At 74.2% G+C, this 24,960-nt stretch carries 15 protein-coding genes and 1 pseudogene; 3 read left to right on the forward strand and 13 right to left on the reverse strand.

Going from position 1 to position 24,960, the window contains the following annotated elements:
• Positions 1 to 186: 186 nt before the first annotated feature.
• Both ACGFQC_RS00005 and ACGFQC_RS00010 read right to left on the reverse strand, forming a co-directional pair.
• A complete protein-coding gene (locus tag ACGFQC_RS00005; RefSeq protein WP_393287367.1) occupies positions 187 to 1,053 on the reverse strand; it encodes an ABC transporter ATP-binding protein in 867 nt (288 codons plus the stop codon).
• On the reverse strand, positions 1,046 to 1,963 hold the full coding sequence (locus ACGFQC_RS00010; protein WP_363088591.1) for an ABC transporter permease: 918 nt from the start codon (positions 1,961 to 1,963) through the stop codon (positions 1,046 to 1,048). Before ACGFQC_RS00010 ends, ACGFQC_RS00005 begins: the two co-directional genes overlap by 8 nt.
• A gap of 493 nt (positions 1,964 to 2,456) precedes the next feature.
• On the opposite strand from ACGFQC_RS00010, the gene ACGFQC_RS00015 reads away from it, so the two are divergent.
• On the forward strand, positions 2,457 to 3,083 hold the full coding sequence (locus ACGFQC_RS00015) for a TetR/AcrR family transcriptional regulator (RefSeq protein ID WP_363088590.1): 627 nt from the start codon (positions 2,457 to 2,459) through the stop codon (positions 3,081 to 3,083).
• 53 nt (positions 3,084 to 3,136) lie between these two features.
• On the opposite strand, the gene galE is transcribed toward ACGFQC_RS00015, so the two are convergent.
• Both galE and ACGFQC_RS00025 read right to left on the reverse strand, forming a co-directional pair.
• A complete protein-coding gene (galE, locus tag ACGFQC_RS00020) occupies positions 3,137 to 4,117 on the reverse strand; it encodes a UDP-glucose 4-epimerase GalE (protein ID WP_363088589.1) in 981 nt (326 codons plus the stop codon).
• Between the two features lie 347 nt (positions 4,118 to 4,464).
• Positions 4,465 to 4,974, reverse strand: a pseudogene (locus ACGFQC_RS00025) (MarR family winged helix-turn-helix transcriptional regulator); the annotation flags it as partial.
• Positions 4,975 to 5,115: 141 nt separating this feature from the next.
• On the opposite strand from ACGFQC_RS00025, the gene ACGFQC_RS00030 reads away from it, so the two are divergent.
• Positions 5,116 to 5,529 carry an organic hydroperoxide resistance protein gene (locus tag ACGFQC_RS00030; protein ID WP_363088587.1) on the forward strand — a complete coding sequence of 138 codons (414 nt, stop codon included), beginning with the start codon at positions 5,116 to 5,118 and terminating at the stop codon, positions 5,527 to 5,529.
• Positions 5,530 to 5,535: 6 nt separating this feature from the next.
• On the opposite strand, the gene ACGFQC_RS00035 is transcribed toward ACGFQC_RS00030, so the two are convergent.
• The 9 genes from ACGFQC_RS00035 to ACGFQC_RS00075 form a co-directional block, all read right to left on the reverse strand.
• Positions 5,536 to 7,095 carry a hypothetical protein gene (locus ACGFQC_RS00035; RefSeq protein WP_363088586.1) on the reverse strand — a complete coding sequence of 520 codons (1,560 nt, stop codon included), beginning with the start codon at positions 7,093 to 7,095 and terminating at the stop codon, positions 5,536 to 5,538.
• Between the two features lie 63 nt (positions 7,096 to 7,158).
• On the reverse strand, positions 7,159 to 8,436 hold the full coding sequence (locus ACGFQC_RS00040; protein WP_363088627.1) for a hypothetical protein: 1,278 nt from the start codon (positions 8,434 to 8,436) through the stop codon (positions 7,159 to 7,161).
• 2 nt (positions 8,437 to 8,438) lie between these two features.
• Positions 8,439 to 10,655 (reverse strand): bifunctional glycosyltransferase family 2 protein/CDP-glycerol:glycerophosphate glycerophosphotransferase, encoded by a 2,217-nt coding sequence (locus ACGFQC_RS00045; RefSeq protein ID WP_363088585.1) that lies wholly within the window; start codon positions 10,653 to 10,655, stop codon positions 8,439 to 8,441.
• A gap of 16 nt (positions 10,656 to 10,671) precedes the next feature.
• Positions 10,672 to 12,864 (reverse strand): bifunctional glycosyltransferase family 2 protein/CDP-glycerol:glycerophosphate glycerophosphotransferase, encoded by a 2,193-nt coding sequence (locus tag ACGFQC_RS00050; RefSeq protein ID WP_363088584.1) that lies wholly within the window; start codon positions 12,862 to 12,864, stop codon positions 10,672 to 10,674.
• Positions 12,865 to 12,937: 73 nt separating this feature from the next.
• Positions 12,938 to 15,190: a bifunctional glycosyltransferase family 2 protein/CDP-glycerol:glycerophosphate glycerophosphotransferase gene (locus ACGFQC_RS00055; RefSeq protein WP_363088583.1), complete on the reverse strand. Its 2,253-nt coding sequence runs from the start codon at positions 15,188 to 15,190 to the stop codon at positions 12,938 to 12,940.
• A 149-nt stretch (positions 15,191 to 15,339) separates the two neighbouring features.
• A complete protein-coding gene (locus tag ACGFQC_RS00060) occupies positions 15,340 to 16,242 on the reverse strand; it encodes a carbohydrate ABC transporter permease (RefSeq protein ID WP_363088582.1) in 903 nt (300 codons plus the stop codon).
• Between the two features lie 88 nt (positions 16,243 to 16,330).
• Positions 16,331 to 17,614: a sugar ABC transporter permease gene (locus ACGFQC_RS00065; protein WP_363088581.1), complete on the reverse strand. Its 1,284-nt coding sequence runs from the start codon at positions 17,612 to 17,614 to the stop codon at positions 16,331 to 16,333.
• 70 nt (positions 17,615 to 17,684) lie between these two features.
• Positions 17,685 to 19,064 (reverse strand): ABC transporter substrate-binding protein, encoded by a 1,380-nt coding sequence (locus ACGFQC_RS00070; RefSeq protein ID WP_363088580.1) that lies wholly within the window; start codon positions 19,062 to 19,064, stop codon positions 17,685 to 17,687.
• 334 nt (positions 19,065 to 19,398) lie between these two features.
• Positions 19,399 to 22,734 (reverse strand): FHA domain-containing protein, encoded by a 3,336-nt coding sequence (locus ACGFQC_RS00075; RefSeq protein ID WP_363088626.1) that lies wholly within the window; start codon positions 22,732 to 22,734, stop codon positions 19,399 to 19,401.
• Positions 22,735 to 23,130: 396 nt separating this feature from the next.
• Between ACGFQC_RS00075 and ACGFQC_RS00080 the strand changes: the two genes are divergently transcribed.
• Entirely contained in the window at positions 23,131 to 24,822 is a 1,692-nt protein-coding gene (locus ACGFQC_RS00080) for a serine/threonine-protein kinase (RefSeq protein WP_363088579.1), read from the forward strand.
• Positions 24,823 to 24,960: the final 138 nt, after the last annotated feature.

Here is a 24,960-nt window from a genome sequence, read left to right on the forward strand (position 1 = left end):
CGCGCCGACACCTCCCCCCCCCCCACCGGGGGGGGGGGTGGGCGCCCCCGGGGGCCGGGGCGCCGCCCCCCCCCCCCGCCCCGGCCCCCCCGGGGGGGGCCCCCCGCCCCCCCCGCGGGGGGGGGCCACCCCCCTTTTTTTCCGGAGCGGTGTGGGCGGGCTTTGCGGACCGGTGCGGTCGGCGCGTCAGGACTTCGCCGCGGCCGGGCGCTTCTTCTTCGGCTCGGTGAAGGCCTCGTACTCCTTGAGGACCTCCTCGGTCGGGCCGTCCATGCGCAGCTCGCCGCGCTCCAGCCACAGCACCCGCTCGCAGGTCTCGCGGATCGAGCTGTTGCTGTGGCTGACCAGGAAGACCGTGCCGGCGTGCTCACGCATCGCGCGGATGCGGTCCGCCGACCGCCGCCGGAACTTCGCGTCACCGGTGGCCAGCGCCTCGTCGATGAGGAGGACGTCGTGGTCCTTGGCGGCGGCGATGGAGAACCGCAGCCGGGAGCCCATGCCGGAGGAGTACGTGCGCATCGGCAGGGAGATGAAGTCGCCCTTCTCGTTGATGCCCGAGAAGTCGACGATCTCCTGGTAGCGCTCCTTGATCTGCTCCCGGGTCATGCCCATGGCCAGGCCGCCCAGGTGGACGTTGCGCTCGCCGGTCAGATCGCTCATCAGGGCCGCGTTGACGCCGAGGAGGGACGGCTGCCCGTCGGTGTAGATCCTGCCGTTCTCCACCGGCAGCAGGCCCGCGACCGCTTTGAGCAGCGTCGACTTGCCCGAGCCGTTGGTGCCGATCAGGCCGATCGCCTCGCCCTTGTACGCCACGAAGGAGACGTTCCTGACGGCGTGCACCGTGCGGACGCCCGCCGCCTTCTCGGCCTTCTTGCGGCGCACGATGCGGTTCAGGGCGGCGGTGGCGGAACCGCGGCCCCCGGCGGTGCCGTTGACGCGGTAGACGATGTCGACACCGTCGGCGATGACGGTGGGGACGCGTTCGCCGGCGGTGCCGGTACCGGTGTTGCCGGCGTCGTTCGCGTCGTCGGTGAGTGTGGTGTTGTCAGCCACGGCCGTACGTCTCCTCAGCCTTCCAGAAGTAGATGAAGCCGCCGACGCCCGCCAGCAGGGCCCAGCCGACCGCGGTCGCCCACACGTGCGGCGGGAGGCTGTCGGCGTGGAAACTGTCGATCAGCGCGAACCGCATCAGGTCGATGTAGACGGCCGTCGGGTTGGCCCGCAGCACGTCGGCGACCCAGGACGGCAGGTCGCTGTGCCGGCTGAGCAGGATGTCGATGCTCCACATCACGCCCGAGACGTACATCCAGGTGCGCAGCACGAACGGCATCAGCTGGGCGATGTCCGGGGTCTTCGCGCCCAGGCGCGCCAGGACCAGCGAGACGCCCGCGTTGAAGGTGAACTGGAGCGCGAGGGCGGGGATCGCGAGAAGCCAGGAGAGGGCCGGCGGCACTCCCACGACGAGCAGGATCAGCACCAGGGCGGCCATCGAGAACATCAGCTGCTGCAACTGCTGGAGGCAGAACGAGATCGGCAGCGCGGCCCGGGGGAAGTGCAGCGCCCGCACCAGGCCGATGTTGCCCGAGATCGCCTTGGTGCCCGCCATGATCGAAGTCTGCGTGAACGTCCAGATGAACACCCCCGTGACCAGGAAGGGGATGTAGTCCGGGACGTCCTCCTTGGTCTGGAGCAGGACGCCGAATATGAAGTAGTACACGGCCGCGTTCAGCAGCGGGGTCATCACCTGCCAGACCTGGCCCAGTTTCGCCTGGCTGTACTGCGAGGTGAGCTTGGCCGTGGCGAACGCGGTGATGAAGTGCCGGCGCGCCCACAGCTGGCGGATGTACCCGGGCAGGGAGGGGCGGGCGCCGCTGACCGAGAGGCCGTGCCGGGCCGCGAGGGCCGCGAGGTCTTCACGGGCCTCGGCCCGCGCCTGGGGCGGTGTGTGGAGGACCTGACTCACATCCGCTGCTTTCACTCGGGGGTGGGGGTGCGTGCGTCCGGCTGTCCCGCCGTCGGCCGGCGTTTTCTCACGCTTCTCATCACGTTTTCTTACGTCGGGACGGCACCGTATCGTCGCAACGCGAGCGTAGGCCGAGTGGGCGTCGGAACGCAACCGTTTCGTCGTCACGAGGCGGCGGGTTCGTTGCGGCGGTGAGACCGTTCCGACGCGACAACGAGACCGGGGTGACGCCAGGACGAGACGGATCCGTCGCCGGGACGAGACCGTCGCGCGGCGACGATGGGGCCAGTGCGCAGCGACGATGGTGCGGGTGCGGGTGCGGGTGCGGGTGCGGGTGCGGGTGCGGGTGCGGGTGCGCGGCGACGATGGCGCCGGTGCGTCACGACCGGAGTGCGGCGGGGCCTCTCGCGGCGACGGCACCGTTCCGTCGTGACGCCACGACACTTTGCGTAGGGACGGACCCGTATCGTCGTAACGCCCTATGCTGGTTCGCATGACGACGAACGCCGACGGGCCCCAGACGCGTCCTCGCCGCCGGGCCCCCGCGGGGGCGGCCGTGCTCCGCGAGGACGTGACGGAGGCCATCCGGGCGGCCGTGTTCGAGGAGCTCGCGACCGTCGGCTACGCGCGGATGTCCATCGAGGGCATCGCCCGCCGCGCCGGGGTGGGCAAGACGGCCGTTTACCGGCGCTGGCGCTCCAAGCTGCACCTCGTCCTGGACATCGTCTCGGCGATCGCCGTGCAGGGTCTGCCGGCACCGGAGACGGGCAGCCTCGAGGGCGATCTGCGGGTGCTGTACGAGGTGACGTCACGGGCGCTGCGGCACCCCGTGGCCTCGCAGATCATCCCGGACCTCCAGGCCGAGGCGGCCCGCAACCCGGAGATCGCCGAGGCCATGCAGAAGGCTCTGCGAGACGGGCAGGAGGGCGTCGCCCTGAAGATCGTGGCGGCGGCGACCCGACGCGGTGAGGTGCGCGGGGACCTGGACGACGAGCTGGCGCTCGACCTCATCTCCGGCCCGCTCTACTGGCGCTCCGTGGTGATCCGCAGCCCGAAGCTCCCCAAGGGTTATCTGGGCGCCCTGGCGCGGGCCACCGCGGCGGCGATCAAGGCGCTCTGAGCCGACCCCCGCCGTACCCGGACGAGCCGTGGACGCGCCCCCCGGCGGAGCCGCTACGCCCGCGCCGCCCCGGGGTGCAGCCGTACCCAGCCCTCCCAGGCCGAGACGATCATGTCCTGGACGTCGAGCTTGGCCTTCCAGCCCAGTTCCGCGGCGACGCGCTCGGCCGAGGCGACCACGCGGGCCGGGTCGCCGGGGCGGCGCGGAGTGACCGTCGGGGGCCGGTCGTAGCCGGTGACGGCGTTGACGCGGTCGATCATCTCGCGGACGGAGACGCCTTCCCCACGGCCGATGTTGAAGGTGAGGTCCTGGCCGGAGGAGGCCTGGAGGGCGCGTGCGGCGGCGACGTGCGCCTCCGCCAGGTCGACCACGTGGATGTAGTCCCGCACGCAGGTGCCGTCCGGCGTGGGGTAGTCGTCGCCGAAGATGCGGGGCGCCGCGTCCCGGGTGAGGCGCTCGAAGACCATGGGGACCAGGTTGGACACGCCGGTGTCGGCCAGCTCGGGGCGCGCCGCGCCGGCCACGTTGAAGTAGCGCAGCGACGCCGTCGACAGGCCTGCGGCCCGGCCGGCGGCGCGGACCAGCCACTCCCCGGCCAGCTTCGTCTCGCCGTAGGGGGAGATCGGCGCGCACGGGGTCTCCTCCGTGACCAGGTCGACGTCCGGCATGCCGTAGACGGCCGCCGAGGAGGAGAACACGAACGACGGGACCCCGGCCGCGGTGACCGCCTCCAGGAGGACGCGCAGCCCCTCCACGTTCTCCCGGTAGTAGTGCAGGGGCCGGTGCACCGACTCGCCGACCTGCTTCTTCCCCGCCAGGTGCACGACGCCCGTGACGGCGTGCCCGGCGAGGGTGCGGGAGACCAGCGGACCGTCCAGCGTGGAGCCCACCACGAGCGGCACCCCGGCCGGCACGCGCCCGGCGATACCGGTGGACAGGTCGTCGTACACCACCGCACGCTCGCCCGCCTCGGTCATCGCCCGTACGACGTGCGCCCCGATGTAGCCGGCGCCGCCCGTGATCAGCCAGGTCATGTCCTGGTCTCCCCCTCGTCGGTGAGTGGTGCGCCCCGGCTCGTGAGCGGTGGGGCGCACGGGAAGGCACCCGCGGTGGACCCGCAGGGCGGCCGTCTCACAGTGAAGCAGGCGCCGGGCGCTCCCGCAGGGCCTGTGGACGGCCCCCGGACACCGGCGGCCCCTCGCGTCCCACGGGTGCCCCGGTCGCCACCGGTCACCAGTCGTTACCTTTCGTCACCGGCGTCACCGGCGTCACCGGCGTCACCGGCGTCACCGGCGTCACCGGCGTCACCGGCGTCACCGGCGTCACCGGCGTCACCGGCGTCCCCGGTCGGCTCCGCCCGCCGCGCGTCGGCGAGTTCCTCCTGCCGGGCGGCCCCGTCCAGGGCGGTGGTGAGCTGGTCGAGGCGTTCGCGCAGCTCGGCGATCTCCCGCAGTTCCAGGCCCGTCGCGGCGGCGATCCGGGCCGGCACCCGCACCGCCCGTGCGCGCAGGGCGGTGCCCTCCTCGGTCAGCCGGACCTCCACCGAGCGCTCGTCGCGGGCGCTGCGCTCGCGACGCACCAGGCCGGCCGCCTCCAGCCGCTTCAGCAGCGGCGAGAGCGTGCCGGAGTCCAGGCGCAGGTGCTCGCCCAGCCTCTTGACGGGTAGTTCGCCGTGCTCCCAGAGCACGAGCAGGACCAGGTACTGCGGGTAGGTCAGCCCGAGGTCCTTCAGGATCACGCGGTAGACGCCGTTGAAGGCGCGCGAGGCGGCCTGGAGGGAGAAGCAGATCTGGCTGTCCAGGCGGAGCCAGTTCTCCGGCGAGCCGGCGGCGTCGGCGTCGGTAGCGGCAGCGGCAGTGGCGGCGGCGTCGGGAGTCGACATCGGGGTCATGCCCCCAGAGTAGCTCTTGCGGGCTATTTAGTTGTGTCCAATTGAATTGTGTGCTCTACTTGTCGTCGTGAGGCCGCCCGGACGCGAACGGCGCGAGGGCGGGCACCTCCGACCACGACTTCCGAGAGGGATGGTTCATCCATGGACGCGCTCTACACCGCAGTCGCCACCGCCACCCACGGCCGCGAGGGCCGCACCGTCTCCTCCGACGGCAGGATCGACCTCGGCCTGGCCATGCCGGTGGAGCTGGGCGGCGACGGTCAGGGCACCAACCCCGAGCAGCTCTTCGCCGCCGGTTACGCGGCCTGCTTCGGCAGCGCCCTCGGTCTGGTCGGCCGGCAGGCCAAGGTCGACCTGGCCGACGCCGCCGTGACCGCCGAGGTCGGCATAGGCAAGCAGGGCGAGGGCTTCGGCCTCAAGGTCGCCCTCCGCGTCGAGCTGCCGGACAGCGTGGACGAGGCGACCGGCCGCAAGCTGGTCGAGCAGGCCCACCAGGTCTGCCCGTACTCCAACGCCACCCGCGGCAACATCGAGGTCGACCTCGTCATCGAGTAAGCGCCGTCACGGAGCGACCCGCGCCAGCACCTCGCCCGTCTCCCGGCTCCACGCCACCACCACGGCCTCCTCGGGCACCCGGTGCCAGCGCGTGAGCAGCAGCCAGCGGACGCGGTGGCGGCGGACGATCGCCGACCGTTCGGCGCGGGTCGTCTCCGGGGCGAGGTAGGCGCGCACGTCCGCGAGCCGCCGCTGCCGCTCCCGCTCGTCCAGGGCCGCGTCCGGCCAGGCGGGGGCGGCGAGGTTCGGCCCGTACCCGGCGATCATGTGGACGGCGTAGTAGCCGTCCGCGATGACCACCTCGCCGGGCGCCATGTGCCGGGCGGCCCAGTCGTACGACGGCCAGCGCGGCGGCTGGGCGAAGCCGACCGGGTCCACCGCGCGCGGGATCACCGCCCCGGCCTGCACGGTGAGGAAACCGACGCAGGCCGCGGCCGCCGCGACCGCCCCCAGCACCCGCCGCCCCGCGCCCCACGGCCGGGGCGCCGCCAGTTCCACCGCGAGCGCGAACTGCAACGGCACGAGCGTGAGCCCGAGGACCCGCCCGTAGGTGTAGTGGCCGCTGACCCAGCCGTACGCCACCACCGCGGCGTCCAGCGCGAACATCAGCACCAGCGGATCGCGGACGCCGTTCCTGCGGCCCCGCAGCCACAGCGCCGGCACGCCCGCCAGCGCCAGCCAGAAATGCCCGGCGAGCCCCTCGTACAGCCGCCGGTGCATCGCGTCGACGCTGGAGTCGCCGGCCAGCGCGAACACGTCGAAGTACGGCCACGCGGCGGCGGTCAGCAGCGCCGTCGCGCCCGTGAGGACCCAGCGCAGCACCACCGCCGGGCGCCGGCCGTGCTGCCGGCCCGCCACGAAGGCCACGCCCCCGGTCACCGCCGCCACCGCCGTGATCGGGTGCACCAGCAGGATCACCCCGTACAGGCCGCCCAGCGCCGCGTACCCGGCGAAGCCGCGCAGCCCGCTCGGGCCCACGAACCGCACGGCCCGCGCGTCACGCGCGCGCGTGGCGGTCCACGCCCAGGCCCAGAACGCCAGCCCGATGGCGAAGGCCGACGGATAGCCGAGGTTGCCGGTCATCGACATCAGGCCGAGATAACCGCTCCACCAGGCCCGTTCGGTGCCCCACAGCAGGGTCATCGCCGCCACCGCCAGCACCGGCGCCCACGGCCGCGGCGTGAGCGCGCGCGTGAAGCGGCCGACGCCGGTCAGCAGCACCGCCAGGTTGACCGGCCCGGCCACCCGCAGCACGTCCCGGCCCGACAGCCCGGTCAGCCGCGCGAACACCCCCTGCGCCACCGCGTACGGCGAGTAGTACGGGCTGCCCGCGCCCGGCAGGTCGCCCGTCGGATGGCGCGGGGCGAACAGGTCGGCCCGCAGCCGTTCGACCACCGCCGCGTGCTGCCCGGCGTCGCAGCACAGCGGCACCCGCCAGTACGCCAGCGACATCACCAGCCAGAACAGGAACCCGAAGACCTGGTACGGCGTCGGACGAGGGCGGCGCCCGCCGCACAGCGCCGTCGCGCCGCGCACGGGACGCCGGGCCAGGACGCCGACGCTCATCGGACCGGAACAAAGAGGGGCATTGGCGGTATCTTCCCGCCCACGTCAATGGCCTCGCGTTCGTCACCTCATCGAGTGAGTCCGGTCGGGCCGTTCCTGCGCCGGCAGCGCCACCCGGCCCCGCACCAGCGGCTCCAGCAGCAGCGGCAGCCCCAGCACCGGCAGCAGCCAGGCCAGCACGATCAGCCGCCCGCCCCAGATGGCGATGTCGGGGTGCCCGGCCTGGGTGAGGAACCCGGTGGCCGCGGCCGCGACCACGAGCACCCCGAACGCCCGCCGCTGCCCGCGCAGCGCCCCCCACGCCCCGCCCGCCAGCGCCGCCGCGAACAGCGGCTCCCACAGCTGCCGGCGCAGCCACTCCGGCCAGAACCGCTGCTGCAACTGCCAGAACTCCGGCCAGGGCCGCTCCCGGTCCGGCCGCGCGAAGTGCCCGGTCAGCAGGTCCTGGAGGCTCTCCGACTCCGACGGATACCCCAGCAGCGCGGCGAGCAGCAGCGTCACCGCCGCCCCGCCCGCGCCCGCCGCGGCCACCGCCACGGCCCCGCGCCCCGCCGGCCGCCCCCGCCGCCGGCGCCGTACGGCGATCAGCGTGCCCGCGGCCGCCAGGGCCAGCCCGAGGAACAGGGCCTGCGAGTGCTTGACCGCGAACAGGGCCGCCAGCGCGCCGGCCGTCGTCCACACCCCCGCCCGCACCCGCCCGTCCAGGGCCAGCGCGCCGCCCCACACCGCCACCAGGGTCAGCGCCAGCATCAGGCCCTCGGCCATCGGGCGCATCGCGGTCGTGCCGACCGGCAGGACGTAGTACAGGACCTGCCCGGTCAGACAGACCCCGGCCGGAGCCCGCAGGGTGCGCAGGACCAGGAAGACCAGCACCCCGCCCGCCACCGCCGCCGTGACCCCCGCCGCCCACATCCCCCAGGTCACGCCGAACAGGGTGAGGAACGGCACGAGGAACAGCGGGTAGCCCGGCCGCGCCTCGAAGATCCGCATGAAGCGGTCCGGCATGAACGGCACCGTGTGTCCACCGGTCCGCCCCGCCGCCAGCCGCGCCCCGACGGCGCGCCACTCCCGCTCCCGGCACGCGGCGAGCACCTCGGCCCCCGGGTCGGCCCGGTGGAACCGCACCACGTCCACGCTCTGCCGCCGGGCCGCGATCGAGGCCTCGCCCTCGCACGCCCAGTCGATCGTCGCCGCGGCCGCCTCGTGCTTGCTCTCCCCGCGCAGACTCAGCGCGTACGACAGGTAGTTCTTGCTGTCCGGGGTGTCCCGGCCGGTGACGTTCGCGAGCTGCAGCAGCGCGTACCCCACGGCCAGGACGAGCACCCAGGAGCGCGGGCGCAGCCTCACCTGGACGCCAGCACGTCACCCGCGACGGCCGGGGCGGGCACCCGGGCCGTGGCGGGGCCGGTCATCTCCTCGCCCAGCAGCAGCGTCCGCACGACCCGCTCGGCGGCCAGCCCGTCGTCGTACACGCAGAACCGCTCCCGGAAACCGGCCCGCAGCCGCGCCGACTCCTCGTCGCGCCAGCTCCCCGAGGCCATCAGGGAGGCCAGCTCCCGGTAGCCGCGCGAGACGTGGCCCGGCGCCTCGGCGGTGATGTCGAAGTAGGTGCCCCGGCTCGCCGCGTACGCGGCCCAGTCGTCGGCGTGCACCACGATCGGCCGGTCCAGGTGGGCGTAGTCGAACATCAGGGCCGAGTAGTCGGTGACCAGGACGTCGGAGGCGAGCATCACCTCCTCGACGTCGGGCACGTCCGTCGCGTCGACGACGACGCCGCGCCGGTGCAGGTCGGACAGGCCCGCCCCGCGCGCGTGCCCGGCCGCCAGGGACGGGTGCAGCCGCACCACCAGGGTGTGGCCCTCGCCGAGGTCGGCGGCGAACCGGGCCAGGTCGATCCGGTCCACGTGGCCGCCGCGGACGTACTCCCGGCGGGTCGGCGCGTACAGCACCACCGTGTGGTCCGCGGGGATGCCGAGCCGGGCGCGGGCCCGCGGCCCGGCCTGCGCGCCGGCGCCCACCAGCACGTCGTTGCGCGGGCTGCCGGTGCGCGCGGAGGCGAAGTGGCAGGGGTAGGCCCGCTCCCACACCAGCTCCGAGTGCGGGTTGGCGACCAGGCTGTGGTCCCAGCGGTCGGCGCGGCGCAGCATCTGCGGCACGTCCACGCCGAACCGGGCGCCGGGCCGGTCCAGCAGGTCGGCCCCCATGTACTTCAGCGGGGTGCCCTGGTGGGTGTGGATGTGGACGCTGCCGGGGCGCTTGACGAGGCCGCCGGGCCAGTTCACGTTGTTGACGAAGAAGCCGGCCCGCGCGGTCACCCGGCGGTAGGCGGGGGAGTCCAGCAGCACGTGCTCGACCCCCTCCGGGAGCCGGGCAGCCGTCTCCTCGTCCCGCACCACCCACACCCCGCGCAGCTGCGGGGCGATCTCGCGCGCCTTGCGGTACACGGCACCCGGGTCGCCGAGGACGCCCCGGTGCGAGAACGCCGAGTACACCACCAGCCGCGGATCGAGCGGGCGCCGGGCCTGCACGGCGTCCACGCCCCGGCGGCCGCGCCGTGCGGCCGCCCCGCGCGCCCGCGCTGCCTGCCGGGCGAGTTCGCGCCCGGCGCGCTCGCCCTGCCGCCGGGCCGCGTAGGCGGCGTACGGCCCCCGCAGCACGCGCAGCCCGGCGGGCACCGGCTCGCCGGCCGGGCGGTGCCGGGCGAACAGCTCGGCCGTCCGGCGGAAGAACTCGCGCCGGTCGGAGGGGGGCAGCCGGTCCGGCTTGGCGAGGATGTCCAGACAGTGCTCGCCCATCTTGCGGTGCAGGTAGGGCCGCCAGCCCGCCAGCTCGGGGCGGGAGTCCACGAAGGCGAAGACCCGCTCGTACTGGTCGTGGACGTCGAAGTGCTTGCGGCTGGTGGTGGACAGGATGTTGCCCTGGCGGCGCTGGCGGTAGTTCAGGCAGATCCGGTCGAGCGTGGCGATCCGCCGCGCGCTGAGCATGACCGGGAAGGTCCAGGGGGTGTCCTCGTAGTAGCCGGGCGGGAAGCGGAACCCGCCCGCCTCGACGAAGTCCCGCCGGTACACCTTGTTCCACACGACCATCAGCAGGTCGAGGATCTCCGGGTGCTCGGCGGCGGTGAACGGGGCGTCCCCGCACGCGGCGAGGACGTGCGCGAGGGCGTTGCGGCGGGTGCCGCCCCACCAGTAGGTGCGGGCGTAGTCGAAGACCAGCACCTCCGGTCCTCCGGCCTCCTCGATGCGGTCGGCCATGGCGCGCAGGGCACCCGGGGTGAGGGTGTCGTCGCTGTCCAGGAAGAACAGGTAGTCGCCGCTCGCGTGCGGCAGGCCCGCGTTGCGGGCGCGACCGAGGCCCACGTTCTCCGGCAGGTGCAGGACCCGCACCCGGTCGTCGCGGGCCGCGTACTCGTCGAGGATCGCGCCGCAGCCGTCGGGGGAGCGGTCGTCGACGGCGATCACCTCGAGATCCCGGTACGACTGCTCCAGGACCGAGTCGAGGCACTCGCGCAGGAAGCCCTGCACCTTGAAGCAGGGGACGATGATGCTGAAGCGGGGCACTGCGGGAGTCAGCTCCTTACGAGATCACGAGGGGGGAGGCGGCGGGGGCCGGGACGCGCTCGGCGAGCGGCCGCACGGGTGGGAGTGCCTCCGCCGGCTCGCCGAGCAGCACCCGGCGCACCACGCGCTCGGCGGCCCGGCCGTCGTCGAACTGGCAGAAGCGGGCCCGGAAGGCGTTCCTGAGCGACCGGGACGCCTCCGAGGCGTAGGAGCCGTCGGCGAAGACGCGGGCCAGCTCCCCGGGCGTGCGGGCGACCGGGCCCGGCGGCGCCGCGAGCAGGTCGAAGTACACGCCCCGGGTCTCGGTGTAGACGTCCCAGTCGTCGGCGTACACCACGATCGGGCGGTCCAGGTTGGCGTAGTCGAACATGATCGACGAGTAGTCGGTGACCAGCGCGTCGGCGGCCAGGCACACGTCCTCGGAGGAGCGGTGCGCGGTCACGTCGATGATCCGGCCGGAGCCCCGGCGCGTCCCCCGGTCGTAGAAGTAGTGCGCCCGCAGCAGGACGACGACGTCGTCGCCGGCCGCCTCGCAGAACTCCTCCAGGTCCAGGCCGGGGTCGAAGCCGGTCCGGTGGTCGCGGTGGGTGGGCGCGTACAGCACGGCCGTCTTCCCCTCCGGCACGCCCAGCTCGCGCCGGACGCGGGCGACGTCCTCGGCGGTCGCCGTGCAGAAGACGTCGTTGCGCGGATAGCCGTACTCCAGCTGCTCGTACGAGCCGGGGAAGGCGCGTTCCCACATCTGGGTGGAGTGGGTGTTGGAGGACAGGTTGTAGTCCCAGCGGTCGACGCGGCCCAGCAGCTTGGTGAAGCTGCCGGTCGTCGCCGCCACCACCGGGTACGTCGACTGGTCGACGCCCATCTTCTTCAGCGGGGTGCCGTGCTGCGTCTGCAGGTGCACGCTGCCCTCGCGCTTGACCACGCCCTCCGCGAAGTTGGCGTTGTTGACGAGGTACGTGGCGCGCGCCAGGAGCCGCCAGGCGCGACGGCTGCCGAGCACGGCGTGGTCGACGCCCGGCGGCACGGTGTGCTCCTGGCCGGGCTCGACGAGGAACACCGAGCGGATGTGCGGCGCGAGTTCGGCGGCCTTGGCGTGGATCGCGGCGGGGCTGCACGCGTAACCCCGGCCCCAGTACGCGCAGTACACCGCCAGGTGGGGATCGAGGGGGCGGCGCAGCTGGAGCCGGTAGTACAGCCGGGTGCGCAGTCCGCGGGGGCGCGGGACGCGCTGAACGGCCGCCGACACCTGCCGGTTGGCGCCCCTCAGCGCGCGGAACGCCGTGTACGCTCCCGCCGCCAGCAGCCGGTGCTGCACGCCGAGGCTCCCGCCCGGCACGCGGAACCCGGCCGGCCGGTGCCGCCGGTGGAGCGCGCTCGCCCGGCGGAAGAACGCCCGGCGACCGGAGGCGGGCAGCCGGGCCGGGTGGGCGGCCGTCTTCAGGACGGCGGCGAAGAGCTGGCCGAACAGGGCGCCGTGAGAACCGCGTCCGGCGGCCCTGGTGAGCACCAGGTCCGTCTGTTCCAGCAGGTCGGCGTGGTGCCCGCCCGGCAGGTCGAGCCGGCTGCCCTGCCGCCGCAGCAGATGTCGTACGACGACGCGGCGCAGCACCGCGACCCGCTCGGCGTGCACGGTGACCAGGCCGCCGAAGCCGAGGTCCGTGAAGGGCCCTTCGGGGAAGACGAGCCGGTGCGCGGTGAGGAAGCCGCGCCGGTGGACGGCGCTGCACACGGGCAGCCGCACACCGGTCACCTCGGGGGCCTCGCCGGGACCGAAGGCGCCCCGGGGCGCCCCGGCGAACAGCGGGGCCGCCGGGTTGGCCGGCTCGCCCTCCCACCACGGGACGCGTTCGTGCTCGGCGTACAGGACGTCGACCTCGCCCGTCTCGGTCAGCCGGGCGTCCAGCACGTCCAGCGCGCCCGGCGCGAGCGTGTCGTCACCGTCCAGGAACAGCAGGTACGCGCCGCCGGCCGCCCGCAGACCGGTGTTGCGCGCCCCCGCGAGCCCCGCCTCCGGCGGCGAGAACACCGGTGTCACCCGGCCGTCCTGCCCGGCGTACCCGGCGGCGACGGCCGCGGCCGGGGCGTCGGGCGCGTCGCAGACCGGGACCAGCTCGAAGTCGCCGAACGACTGGCCGAGGACGGAGTCCAGCGCCAGGGACAGCCGGCCGGCCGTCCCGTGGGACGCGACGATGATGCTGAAGCGGGGCATGCTGCTCTTCCTGTGTCTGGCTCGTCCGTGTCGGGTGACCGCCGGTGGGGGTTCCCGCACGGTCGCGCGGCTGCTAGTGGCTGGTGACGCGGGGGCTCGACGGCTGCGGCACTGTGGCCAGGGCGGGGCGCGTGCGCGTCGACGCCGCCGACGGCACGGGACGGCGCTCGGCGAGCGGCACGACGGGCGGCAGGTCCGTCTCGCCCAGCACGATCCGCCGTACGACGCGCTCGGCGGCGCGTCCGTCGCCGTACGGGCAGAACCGCTCGCGGAACGCGGCGCGCGACCGGGCCGCGCGGGAGCCGCGCCACTGGCCGGTCGTGAAGACGTCGGCCAGTTCGTCCTCGGTGCGGGCGACCGCGCCCGGCGGGAAGGCGCGCACGTCGAAGTAGGTGCCGCGGGCCGCCTCGTAGGCCTCCCAGTCGCCCGCGTGGATGACGATCGGGCGGTCCAGGTCGGCGTAGTCGAACATGATCGACGAGTAGTCGGTGAGCAGGACGTCCGAGGCCAGGCAGAGGGACTCCACGCTCGGGTGGCCGCTGACGTCGATGACCCGGCCGTCCGCGGGCAGGGCGACGGGCTGCCCGTAGTGGGGGCGGGCCAGGATCACGAAGCGCGGGTCCAGCCGGTCCAGGAGCCGTTCCAGGTCGAGTCCGGCCCGCTGGGTGCGGCGGTAGTCGCGGTGGGTGGGGGCGTACAGGATCGCCACCGTGTCGCGGGGGACACCGAGCTCCTCGCGCAGCCGGGCCACGTCCGCGGCGGTGGCCCGCTGGAAGACGTCGTTGCGGGGGTAGCCGTACTCCAGCGTGGTGTAGCCACCTGGGTAGACGCGCTCCCAGGTGAGGGTGGTGTGGCGGTTGGCGGACAGGACGTAGTCCCACTTGTCGACGCCCCTCAGCAACTCCGCGAAGTCCGTGTCGCGGGCCGCCGCGGGCCGTTCCTGCAGGTCGAGGCCCATGTGCTTGAGCGGGGTGCCGTGCTGGGTCTGCACGAAGACCTGGCCGGGGCGCTTGACCAGCCGGCGGTCGAAGTTGACGTTGTTCACCAGGTACGTGGAGCGCGCCAGCGCCGTCCAGTAGGCGGCCGTGCCGGGACGCAGCGCTCGCGTGCCCGGCGGGACGGTGTGCCGGTGCTCGGGGCGGGCGATCCACGCCGTGCGCACCTGCGGGGCGAAGGCCCGGAACGCGCTCTCCAGGGCGCCCGGGTTGCAGCCGTGACCGCGGCCCCAGTAGGCGGCGAAGACGGCCCGGTCGGCGCGCAGCGGCAGGCGCAGCTGGATCCGGTAGTGCGCCTGGAGGCAGGCCGCCCGCAGCACGCGGGCCAGTCGCGCGGCGAGGGCGCGGGTACGGCGGCGCAGGACCATGGCCGCCTGGAGGGTGCGGTAGGTGCGGTGCAGGCCCAGGTGGACCAGGCCGTGGCGCAGCCGGGAGCGCAGCGGGACGGGCGCGCCGGGGGTGCGGTAGCGGCGGTAGTGGGCGCGGGCCCGGCGCAGGAACTCGCCGCGGGAACCGCGCGGCAGCCGGTCCGGCCTGGTGAACACGGTCGTCAGGTGGTCGACCATGCGGCGGAACAGCACCGGCCGCCAGTGCGCGAGTTCGGGCCGCGGATCGATGAACGCGAACACCCGGTCGTACTGGTCGAAGACGTCGAAGTGCCGGCGGCTGGTGGTGGAGAGGATGTTGCCGCCGCGGCGCCGCCGGTAGTGGACGCACACCCGGTCCAGCGTCGCGATCGACCCCGCCGTCATCAGCGCCGGGTACGTCCAGGGGGTGTCCTCGTAGTAGCCGGGCGGGAAGGTCAGGCCGGTCCGCTCGACGAACTCCCGCCGGTAGGCCTTGTTCCAGGCGACCATCAGCACCCGGAGCAGCCCCGGCCGGTCCTCCAGCCGGAAGGGCGCCGGGCCCCGCTCGGTGAGGTGCTCGGCGAACCTGTTGCGCTCGGTCTCACCCGTCCAGAACGCGGTGGCGTAGTCGTACACCAGCACGTCCGGCTCGCCGGTGTCCTTCAGCCGGTCGGCGATCGCGCGCAGCGCGCCCGGGGCGAGCGTGTCGTCGGAGTCGAGGAACAGCAGGTAGTCGCCGCCGGCCCGGGCGATGCCCGCGTTGCGCGCGCCGCCCAGGCCGGCGTTCTCCGGCAGGTGCAGGGCACGCACGCGCGGGTCGCGGGCCGCGAACTCGTCGATGATCTCGCCGCACGCGTCCGGCGAACGGTCGTCGACGGCGATCAGTTCGAGATCGGTGTACGACTGGGACAGTACGGATTCGAGGCACTCGTGCAGGTACGCCTGAACCTCGTACGCGGGGACGATGACACTGAACCTGGGCAAGGGACATCCATGGGTCGGCGCGGACGAGGGGGCCTGGTCCGGGCAACGGCCGATGGAGTGACTTGGTTACGTATCCCTACGGCATCCGGGGGACGCCGGGTGAACGGGGAGGGGCGGGCCGGTGACGCCCACCCCCCTTGCCGCAGTGCCTATTTGACCGCGCCGGCCATCACGCCGGACACGAACTGCCGCTGGAAGGCGAAGAACACGGCCAGCGGGATCACCATCGAGATGAACGCGCCGGGTGCCAGCACGTCGATGTTGTTGCCGAACTGCCGCACCTGGGTCTGGAGGGCGACCGTGACCGGCTGGCTGTCGGCGTCGGTGAACACCAGTGCCACCAGCATGTCGTTCCACACCCACAGGAACTGGAAGATGCCGAGGCTCGCGATCGCCGGTCCGCCCAGCGGCATCACGACCCGTGTGAACAGGCGCAGTTCACCGGCACCGTCCAGGCGGGCCGCCTCCAGCAGCTCACGGGGGATCTCCGCGAAGAAGTTCCGCAGCAGGAACACCGCGAACGGCAGACCGAAACCCACGTGGAAGAGGACCACTCCGAGGACGGAGCCGAACAGGCCCACCTTGCCGAACAGTTCGGCGATCGGGATCAGCGCCACCTGCACGGGCACCACCAGCAGACCGACCACCGCCAGGAACCACCAGTCCCGGCCCGGGAACTCCATCCACGCGAACGCGTATCCGGCGAGCGAGCCGATGACCACGACCAGGACCGTCGCCGGAACGGTGATCAGCACCGTGTTGAGGAGGGAGTTGGTGATGTCGCCGTTCTCCAGCAGCTTTCGGTAGCTGTCCACGGTGAGCTGGGACGGCTCGGCGAACACCTTCCACCAGCCGCTCGCGCTCATGTCCTCGGGGGCGCGCAGCGAGGAGATCAGCAGACCGATCGTCGGCACCAGCCAGAACAGGCCGACCAGGATCAGGCAGACCCGGACGACACCGCCGCCCAGCTTCTCCACGATCCGCGCGGCCGGCGAACGCTTCGCCTTCACGGTCTCCACGGGCGCCTCGACCGTCTTGACGGGGGCCTTCATCGCCGCACCTTTCGCCGCAGCCGACGCACGTTACTGCGTTCTCCCGGGGGGCGACCCCCGGACCCCCGGCAGAACGACGGGTACACGCTCATCGCCGCACCTCCCGCCGCAGCCTGCGCACGTTGAACCACATCACCGGGATCACCAGCAGCAGCAGGAACACCGCGATGGCGCTGGCGATGCCCGGCTGGTCCTCGGAGAAGCCCTTGCGGTACAGCTCCAGGGCGAGCACGTTCGCGTCGTCCTGGGAGGATCCGGGGGCGATGATGAAGACCAGGTCGAACACCTTCAGGACGTTGATCATCAGGGTCACCGTGACCACCGCGAGGACCGGCGCGAGCAGCGGCACGGTGACCCTGCGGAACACCTGCCACTCGTTCGCCCCGTCCACCCGCGCCGCCTCCATCAGCTCCCGCGGCACGCTCGCCAGCCCGGCCGCGATCAGCACCATCGCGAAGCCCGCCCACATCCAGATGTACGAGCCGATGATGGCCGGGGTGACCAGGGACGGGCCGAGCCAGTCCAGGCCGTTGTAGGCCTCCGCGAAGTTGCTCGCGGGCAGCCGCAGCCGTGCCCCGTCGGCCGCCGCGGGCAGGGTGAAGGTGCCGTCGTCGGCCGCGGTGGCCGACGCCACGACCTTGCCGTCCTTGACGGCCTCGATCCGCATCCCGGCGTAGCCCAGTTCGGAGGGATCGGGGGCGCCGAGCGTGCCGACGCCCTTGCCGCGGGTGAAGTCCTGCCAGGTCGTGCCGGTGACCTTGCCCGGTTCGGGCTCGGCCGGCGCGGCCTTCTCCGCGCTGCCGGGCATCTGGTCCGGGGCCACGCCGACCAGCGGCAGGAAGACCGGCTCGCCCGCCCGGACCGGTTCCGCGGTGAGGAACGCGCCCCCCTTCGCGGGCTCCAGCGGCGACCGGCGGCCCGGGTGGGCCTTGGGGAACGCCGACGACTGCGCGAACGTGTCGTGCACGCCGACCCACACCGCGTTCGCCACGCCCTTGTCCGGGTCCTGGTCGTACACCAGCCGGAAGATGATGCCGGCGGCGAGCATCGAGATCGCCATCGGCATGAAGACGACGAGCTTGAACGCCGTTCCCCAGCGGATGCGTTCGGTCAGCACCGCGAAGACCAGCCCGAGGGCGGTCGCCACGGTCGGCGCGAACACCACCCACAGGACGTTGTTCTTCAGCGCCGTGCGGATGCCGTCGTCGGTGAAGAGGGCCCGGTAGTTGTCGATGCCGGCGAATCCGTCGCCGGACTGGTCGTAGAAACTGCGCACGACCGAGTACCCGATCGGGTAGACCACGAGCGCGCCCAGCAGCACCAGGGCGGGCAGCAGGAACAGGGCTGCCACCGTCCTGCGGGTGCCGGTCACGCTTTTGCGCGAGCGGGGAGGGGCGGGGGCTCCGGGAGCCCCCGCCGCACCGACCGATGCCATGACCGGCTCAGTTCCCGTACGCCGCTGCCGCGTCCGACTCCAGCTTCGCCTGGATGCCGGCCACGTCCGTCGGGTTCTTCAGGAAGTCCTGGAGGTCCTTCCACTCGCCCTTGCCGGGCGTACCGCCGAACGCCTGCGGGGCCTGGTCGGACATGTCGAACCGGAAGTCGTCGCCCGCCGCGACCAGCGCCTCGGCGATCTTGCGCTGCACGTCGTTCGGGTACGCCGCCGGGTCGACGTTCTTGTTCGGCGAGAGGTAGCCGCCCAGCTTCGCCTGGATCTCCGCCGCGTCCGGCGATGCCAGGAAGGTCGCCAGCGCCTGCGCACCCTTGGAGTCCTTCAGGATGACCGCCGCGTCACCACCGGAGACCACCGGCACGGTGTCGCCGACCTTCGGGAACGGGAACACCTTCGCGTCCGTGCCGATCTTCGCGTCCGTCTGCGCGATGTTGACCTGCACGAAGTCGCCCTCGTAGACCATCGCGGCCTTGGGCTGGTCACCGCCGGTGAAGGTCTGGGTGACGGAGTTCGGGAACTGCGTCTGGAGGGCACCGTCGGCACCGCCCGCCACGTAGTCCTTCTTGCCCCAGATCTGCGCGAGCGTGGTCAGCGCCTCCTTCACGGAGGGGTCCGTCCACTTGATCTCGTGCTTGGCCAGCTGGTCGTACTTCTCCGGGCCCGCCTGGGAGAGGTACACGTTCTCGAACCAGTCGGTCAGCGGCCAGCCGTCCGCGCCGGGGATCGAGAACGGGGTGACGCCGGAGTCGTAGACGGTCTGAGCGGTCGTCAGCAACTCGTCCCAGGTCTTGGGTTCGCTCGCGCCCGCGTTCTCGAAGACCTTGGCGTTGTACCAGACCAGGGACTTGTTGGCGGCCTTGTAGTAGACGCCGTACTGCTCCGTGCCGACCTTGCCGATGTCCTGCCAGCCCTGCGAGTAGTTCTTCCGGAGTTCCTCGAGGGCCTCGGCGCCCAGCGGCTTGGCCCACTTCTTCTCCACGGCCTGCTTGATGGCGCCCGGCTGCGGCAGCATCGCCACGTCCGGGGGCTGACCGCCCGCGATCTTCGACCCGAGGAAGTTGATGATCGGGTCCTGCGCCGGTACGAAGGTGACCTTCGCGCCGGTGCGCTTCTCGAACTCGGCCAGCACCTTCTTGAAGTTGGCCTGCTCCGGGCCCGTCCAGACGGCCGCGACCTCCAGTGTCGTGCCGTCCAGCTTCGGGAGGGTGAGGGTGCTGCCGGACGCCTTGGTGCCGGTGCCCTCGCCGCCGTCGCTCTTGTCGTCGTCGCTGCCGCACGCGGTGAGCGAGAGCGCGAGTGCTCCCGCGAGGACGCCGGCGGCCGCCTTCATGGTCCTGCGTGTGCGGATGGTGTTGCTCGTGCTGCGCATCACTGCCCCGTTCTTCGTTCCTCGTCGAACGTTGAGCGCTGTCCCGGTGCACTGGTCTACGCCGGGCGCCCGTGGGTCGGCAAGTACGCATGCCGTGTCAAGTGGGCGATCGTGACCGCCTCGTGACTACGTCCCGCTCCGGGGGGACGCGGGGACGCGGCGGGCGTGGGCGGTGCCGCCTGGCGGGTTCCGCCCCCGCCGCCCCTTCCCGTCCCGAGCCCGAGGGCCGCGCCCCCGGACTCCCCCTTCGGCCCTGCACGGGCCTTGTCCTCGAGCGCCGGACGGGCCGAGTCCGCGGGGACGGTGCTCCAAGGTGCCCCCGTTCGACGCAGCCTCACAGCAGCGAGGGCACCTCCGCCGCCGAGACCTCGCGGGCCGCCCGCTCCAGGGCGCTGGCCAGGAGGGCGAGGTCGGTGGGACCGTTGCCCAGTTCACGGACGGGTCTGCGGGCCGGCGGATCGCCCATGCGCTGCCACTCCAGGGGGACGACCGTGGGGCGCAGCGTCGCGGTGCGCGGGATGCGGCCGGTGACCCGGCCGCCCTGGAAGGGCGTCAGCCGGCCGTCCGCGCCCCTGAGCCGGCCGCGGCCGGGGGCCGGTTCGTCGGGGCCCGATCCCGGTGCGTCGAGGACGATCCGCACGGTGGCCTGCCGGGCGGGCTCGGACTCCGCCGTACGGCCGCCCGGACCGGTGGCGGCCACCAGGTGCACGCCGAGCCGCTCGCCCTCGCGGGCCACCGCCTCCAGCGCGCGCATCACCGACCCGGCGGCGGGACGGCCCGGGGAGCCGAGCGCGGGCGAGACCAGGGCGTCCAGGTCGTCCACCACGACGACCAGGCGGGGCAGCGGCGGGGCCGCCTCCGCCCGCCGACGGGCCGCCGCGCCGGGGCGCAGCCGCAGGGTGGAGCTGGGCGGGGTGTCGAGGTCCGCGGCGCCGGTCCCCCCGCCGGCCGGCTGGCGTTGCGGGACGATCCGGCCGGACACCGCGCGGTGCGTGTGCCACTCGGCGAAGTCGGACCGCCCGAGCAGCTCCGCCCGCCGCTTCAGCTCGGCGGCCAGCGACTGCGCGAACTCCCGCATGCGGACCGGGTCGTTGGCGGTGAGATGCGTGGTGACGTGCGGTACGTCCGTGCAGACCCGCAGGCCCTCGCCGTGGCCGGCGCCCGCCTTGCCGACGGTGTCCCGGCCGTCCAGCAGGACGATGCCCAGCCGGTCGGGGCGCTCGGCGGCGGCCAGCGAGGCGACGACCGCCCGCAGCAGCTCCGTACGGCCGCTGCCGGGCGGGCCTTCTATCAGCAGGTGCGGGCCCTCGGCGGACAGGTCCACGCAGACCGGGCCGCGCGGGCCCGCGCCCAGCACGACCGAGGTCCGGCCGCCGAGCGCCTCGGTGTCGTCGGCCGCGTCGGCCCAGCGGGCCATCAGGGAGGCCGGGGTCGCCCGGGCCAGGCCCAGCTCGTCGAGGAGGCGGGCCGACGGGGGCAGCGGTGCGGACACGCGCGCGGGGCGGCCACCGCCGGCGGCGGCGGTCTCCGGGCGCAGGGGCGCCAGGGCCCGCGCGAACCGCTCCGCCCAGGCGGCGGAGACCGCGTCGACGGCACCGACCGTGCCGTGGCCCATGGGGCCCGGCCGCTCGGACTCCGACCCGGCGGGGGCGACCCGCAGCAGCCGCAGCGCGGTCGCCACATCGCCGCTGAGCAGCGCCACCGCCCCGCACGCGCGGAAGGCGGAAGCCGCCGCGCAGGCCGCCTCGTACACGTCGGTGACCGGCGCGGCGGGGGAGGCGGCGGCCGTCTCGGCCAGGCACAGGACGTGGATCCCGACCCGTGGGCCGGCCGTCGCCAGCCGGGCCGTCGCCTCGCGCAGCGCGGCGGTGCCGGGGTCGCCGTCCACGACGAGGACCGTGTACGGGCCGGGGAAGCCGTCCCCGGCGTGGTCGGTCACCGCCCACGAGGGACGGCGGGTCGTGCCGGGCGGGGCGGGCACGGGCGCGGGCGCCGTGACGCCGTCCGTCAGGCGGTCGTCCAGGCGGCGCAGCAGTTCGTCGACGCGGGCGGCGGCCTGGTCGACGTCGTGGGCGAGGAGGAGACGGCAGTCCTGGCCGTGCCCCGGGCGCAGGTGCGGCAGCCAGCCCAGCCAGGACCACTCGGCGACCCGCTCCTCCTCGGAGCGCGCGCGGTCGGTGCTGACCAGGACGATCTCCAGCAGGTCCGGGGAGTGCAGCGCGGCGAGCTGCGCCAGCACCGCGCGGGCCAGCCCGGCCAGCCTCGGGCGCGGCCCGGCCAGCCCCAGGGCGCCGGCCTCGCGCAGGCCCGCCGTCACCGGTACGGCGGGCAGCAGCGACCCGTCGGGCGCCACCCGGTCGGCCGTGCCCAGCCGGACGGCGAGCGTCTCGGAGTGACCCGGCCCGCGCTCCCACAGGCGCGGGCCAGGGCCGAGCGCGGTCAGCAGCAGGGCGGCCGGGTCCGGCCAGGTGTCCGGGGCGGACGGCGGCCCGGCGGGCGGTTCCGGCTCCGTCACGGCCGGCCGGCCGTCGTACGCCTGCGGACCGTCCGTCTCCTGCGGTCCGCCCCGGCCGCCGGCCAGCCGGCGGGCCCAGGCGGACAGGCCGCCGCGCCTGCGCAGCCCCTGCGGCACCTCGGTGCCGCGCAGAGGAGTGCCCTTGCGGGAGGTGCTGTCGCCGTCCTCGTCCGGCGAGGGCCGGTACGGGCCGTCCGCCCCGGAGGGGCCGGAGAAGGAGCCGAGGCCCGAGCGGCCGCCGTGGGTGGCGTCGTGGTTCTCGACGGGCGGTGCGCCGCCCTGGCCCGGCACGAGGGACCTCGGCGCCCGCTCGCCGTGGGCGGGCGCGGAGCCGTGCCAGTCGACCGTGCCGTAGGCATGGCCGGTGGGCGCGGCGGGGGTGCCGGGGCCGGTGGGGGGGCCGTCGTCGCTCCCGCGCGCGTGACGGGGCTCCGCGGCGCCGGGACCCCCGCGCGCGGGGGCGGCCGCGGGCTGCGGGCTCGCGCACGGCACCCGGACGTGGCCCTCCCCGTCGGGGGTCGTGGCGACCCGGGCGCCCGGACCGCCGGGCGGCGCCAGCCGCAGGGCCGACTCGCCGACGCGCAGCAGGGCGCCCGGGGCGAACCGGAGCGGACGGCCCTGCACGCGCGTGCCGTCCAGGGTGGTGCCGTTGGTGGAGCCGAGGTCGGCGACGGTGACCCGGCCGTCGGCCGAGAGCGTCACCGTGCAGTGCAGGCGGGAGACGTCGGGGTCGTCGAGCGGCACGTCGGCCTCGGCGGAGCGGCCGACGCGGATCCGGCCGCCGTGCAGCAGGTGGACCCCGCCCGCGTCCGGGCCCGCCACCACGTGCAGCCGGGCCGGGGCGTCGTCGACCTCCGGATGCGGCTCGGGATCGGCCGGGGCGCCGAGACAGAGCACGGCGCCGTCGATCAGGGGCGGTTCGCCGAGGGTGCAGCGCTGGGCGTCGAGCCGCTGCGCTCCCGCGTAGAGCACGGGCTGCGCTCCCCCGGACGGAACGGTGCCCCCCTCCCCGGAGACCGCCGCGGCCAGGGCGGACGCCACCGCGGCCAGAGCCGTGCCGGCGGGCGCCGTGACCAGCACGTCGCAGTTCGCGGCACGGCCCCGTGTCTCCCCGGGCGGGCCCTGCGGGTCTACGACGGTCAGCCGGATCTGCATCGCCGTCAGCGGTCCCTTCTGCCCGGGCGCGGACTTTCCCCCACCCCACACGAGCACGTCGGCCAGTACTCCAGGCATCCTCGCACCTGTCACCGACAATGCGCCCGCCACCGAGGGACAAGTGATCTTGATTGGTCGGCTCTGCCCGCAAAAGTGCCTGACCGATGACCCGCGGATGACCGCTTGGGACCGGTCGTCTCCGCCTCCGGCAACCAACGGACCGGGGCGAGCGTCTTTCCGTCGAACACGTACGGGACGCGTGACCGTGCGCGAGGGAGTGGGCAAGGGTGCGAGGAACGCAGGAGGGGGAGCACAGGAAGACGACAGCCCTCTGCCGGGAGCGCGGCACTACAGTGGGTCGGAACACAGGCAAGCAAGCAGCAGGGAGCGCGTGACGTGCGGCCAGTCGGCAGCAAGTACCTGCTCGAGGAGCCGCTCGGACGCGGCGCCACGGGCACCGTCTGGCGAGCCCGCCAGCGCGAGACCGCGGGCGCCGAGGCGGCCGTGGCCGGCCAGCCCGGCGAGACCGTGGCCATCAAGGTCCTCAAGGAAGAACTCGCGAGCGACCCCGACATCGTGATGCGTTTCCTGCGGGAGCGCTCCGTGCTGCTCAGGCTGACCCACCCCAACATCGTCCGGGTCCGCGACCTGGTCGTCGAGGGCGATCTGCTGGCCCTGGTCATGGACCTCGTCGAAGGCCCCGACCTGCACCGCCACCTGCGCGAGAACGGCCCCTTCACGCCCGTCGCCGCCGCTCTGCTCACCGCGCAGATCGCCGACGCCCTCGCCGCGAGCCACGCCGACGGCGTGGTCCACCGCGACCTGAAGCCGGCCAACGTCCTGCTCCTGCAGAACGACGGGCAGATGCACCCGCTGCTCACCGACTTCGGCATCGCGCGCCTCGCCGACTCCCCGGGCCTCACCCGCACCAGCGAGTTCGTCGGCACGCCCGCGTACGTCGCGCCGGAGTCCGCCGAGGGCCGCCCGCAGACCTCCGCCGTCGACATCTACGGCGCCGGCATCCTGCTGTACGAGCTGGTCACCGGCCGCCCGCCGTTCTCCGGCAGCTCGGCCCTGGAGGTCCTCCACCAGCACCTGAGCGCCGAACCGCGCCGTCCCTCCACGGTGCCCGAACCACTGTGGACGGTCATAGAGCGCTGCCTGCGCAAGAACCCCCACGAACGCCCCAGCGCCGAGAACCTCGCGCGCGGACTGCGCGTCGTCGCCGAGGGCGTCGGCGTGCACGCCAACTCGATGCAGATCGCCGCCGCCGAGGGCGTGGGCCACCTCCTCGCACCCGACCCGGCGCCCGCGCCCGTGCCCGGCGCGCCCGCCGGCGGGTACGACCCGAACGCCGCGACCAGCGTGCTGCCGCACACCGCCGGGCCCGGCAACCCGCCCGGCGCCGCGGACGCCACCGCCGTCCTGCCGCACACCGGCGGCCCGGCGGGCGCCGCCGACCCGACGGCCGTCCTGCCGCCGGTACCGCCGCACCAGAGCGGCGGACCCGGTCCGCAGGGACAGCGGCCGGAGGAGCCGCACCCCTGGCAGAACCAGCTGCGCGCCGCCCGCGACCGCAACGAACAGACCCAGGTCCAGTACCTCGACCCGGACGAGGACCCGCTGCGCCGCCGCCCCCAGCGGCAGGTCGCCCGCCCGCAGCAGCAGCCCCGCCCGCAGCAGCAGCCCCAGCAGGGCTACGGCCGGCCCCAGCAGCAGCCGCAGCACCAGCAGCCGCAGCACCAGCAGCAGTACGCCCCGCAGCAGCAGCCCCAGCCGCGGCGGTACACCCAGCAGCCCCAGCAGCCGCCGCAGCGGCCCGCGCCGGAGCCACGCCCGCCGCGGGAGCCGCGCGCACCGAGGCAGCGCAGCGCCAACCCGATGAAGATCCCCGGACTCGGCTGCCTGAAGGGCTGCCTGTTCACGATCGTCATCCTCTTCGTGGCCGGCTGGCTGATCTGGGAACTGACCCCGCTCCAGGACTGGATCGGCACCGGCAAGGGCTACTGGGCGCAGCTCGCCGACTGGTTCGGCACCGTGAGCGACTGGATCGGCGACCTCGGCGCGAAGACCGGCGGCGGAGCCTGACGGACGGACCCGCCCGGGGAAACCGAGGGCGGGTCTGGTGATTTGTCGAATCCTGGCGGGTGATTTCCGTCTCCGAGGTGAGGATCGCCCCGCGGGGCGCGTAGGTTGGTCGGCCGGAGGGCCGGGGGCCCGCGGCCC

This window comes from Streptomyces sp. NPDC048734 (genome assembly GCF_043198675.1).
Lineage (GTDB): Bacteria > Actinomycetota > Actinomycetes > Streptomycetales > Streptomycetaceae > Streptomyces.

Excerpts from the sequence above, each read along its gene's own strand:
- ACGFQC_RS00015 (WP_363088590.1), top strand. The coding sequence starts at position 2,457 with ATGACGACGAACGCCGACGGGCCCCAGACGCGTCCTCGCCGCCGGGCC.
- galE (WP_363088589.1), bottom strand. The coding sequence starts at position 4,117 with ATGACCTGGCTGATCACGGGCGGCGCCGGCTACATCGGGGCGCACGTC.
- ACGFQC_RS00030 (WP_363088587.1), top strand. The coding sequence starts at position 5,116 with ATGGACGCGCTCTACACCGCAGTCGCCACCGCCACCCACGGCCGCGAG.
- ACGFQC_RS00035 (WP_363088586.1), bottom strand. The coding sequence starts at position 7,095 with ATGAGCGTCGGCGTCCTGGCCCGGCGTCCCGTGCGCGGCGCGACGGCG.
- ACGFQC_RS00050 (WP_363088584.1), bottom strand. The coding sequence starts at position 12,864 with ATGCCCCGCTTCAGCATCATCGTCGCGTCCCACGGGACGGCCGGCCGG.
- ACGFQC_RS00060 (WP_363088582.1), bottom strand. The coding sequence starts at position 16,242 with ATGAAGGCCCCCGTCAAGACGGTCGAGGCGCCCGTGGAGACCGTGAAG.
- ACGFQC_RS00070 (WP_363088580.1), bottom strand. The coding sequence starts at position 19,064 with ATGCGCAGCACGAGCAACACCATCCGCACACGCAGGACCATGAAGGCG.
- ACGFQC_RS00075 (WP_363088626.1), bottom strand. The coding sequence starts at position 22,734 with ATGCAGATCCGGCTGACCGTCGTAGACCCGCAGGGCCCGCCCGGGGAG.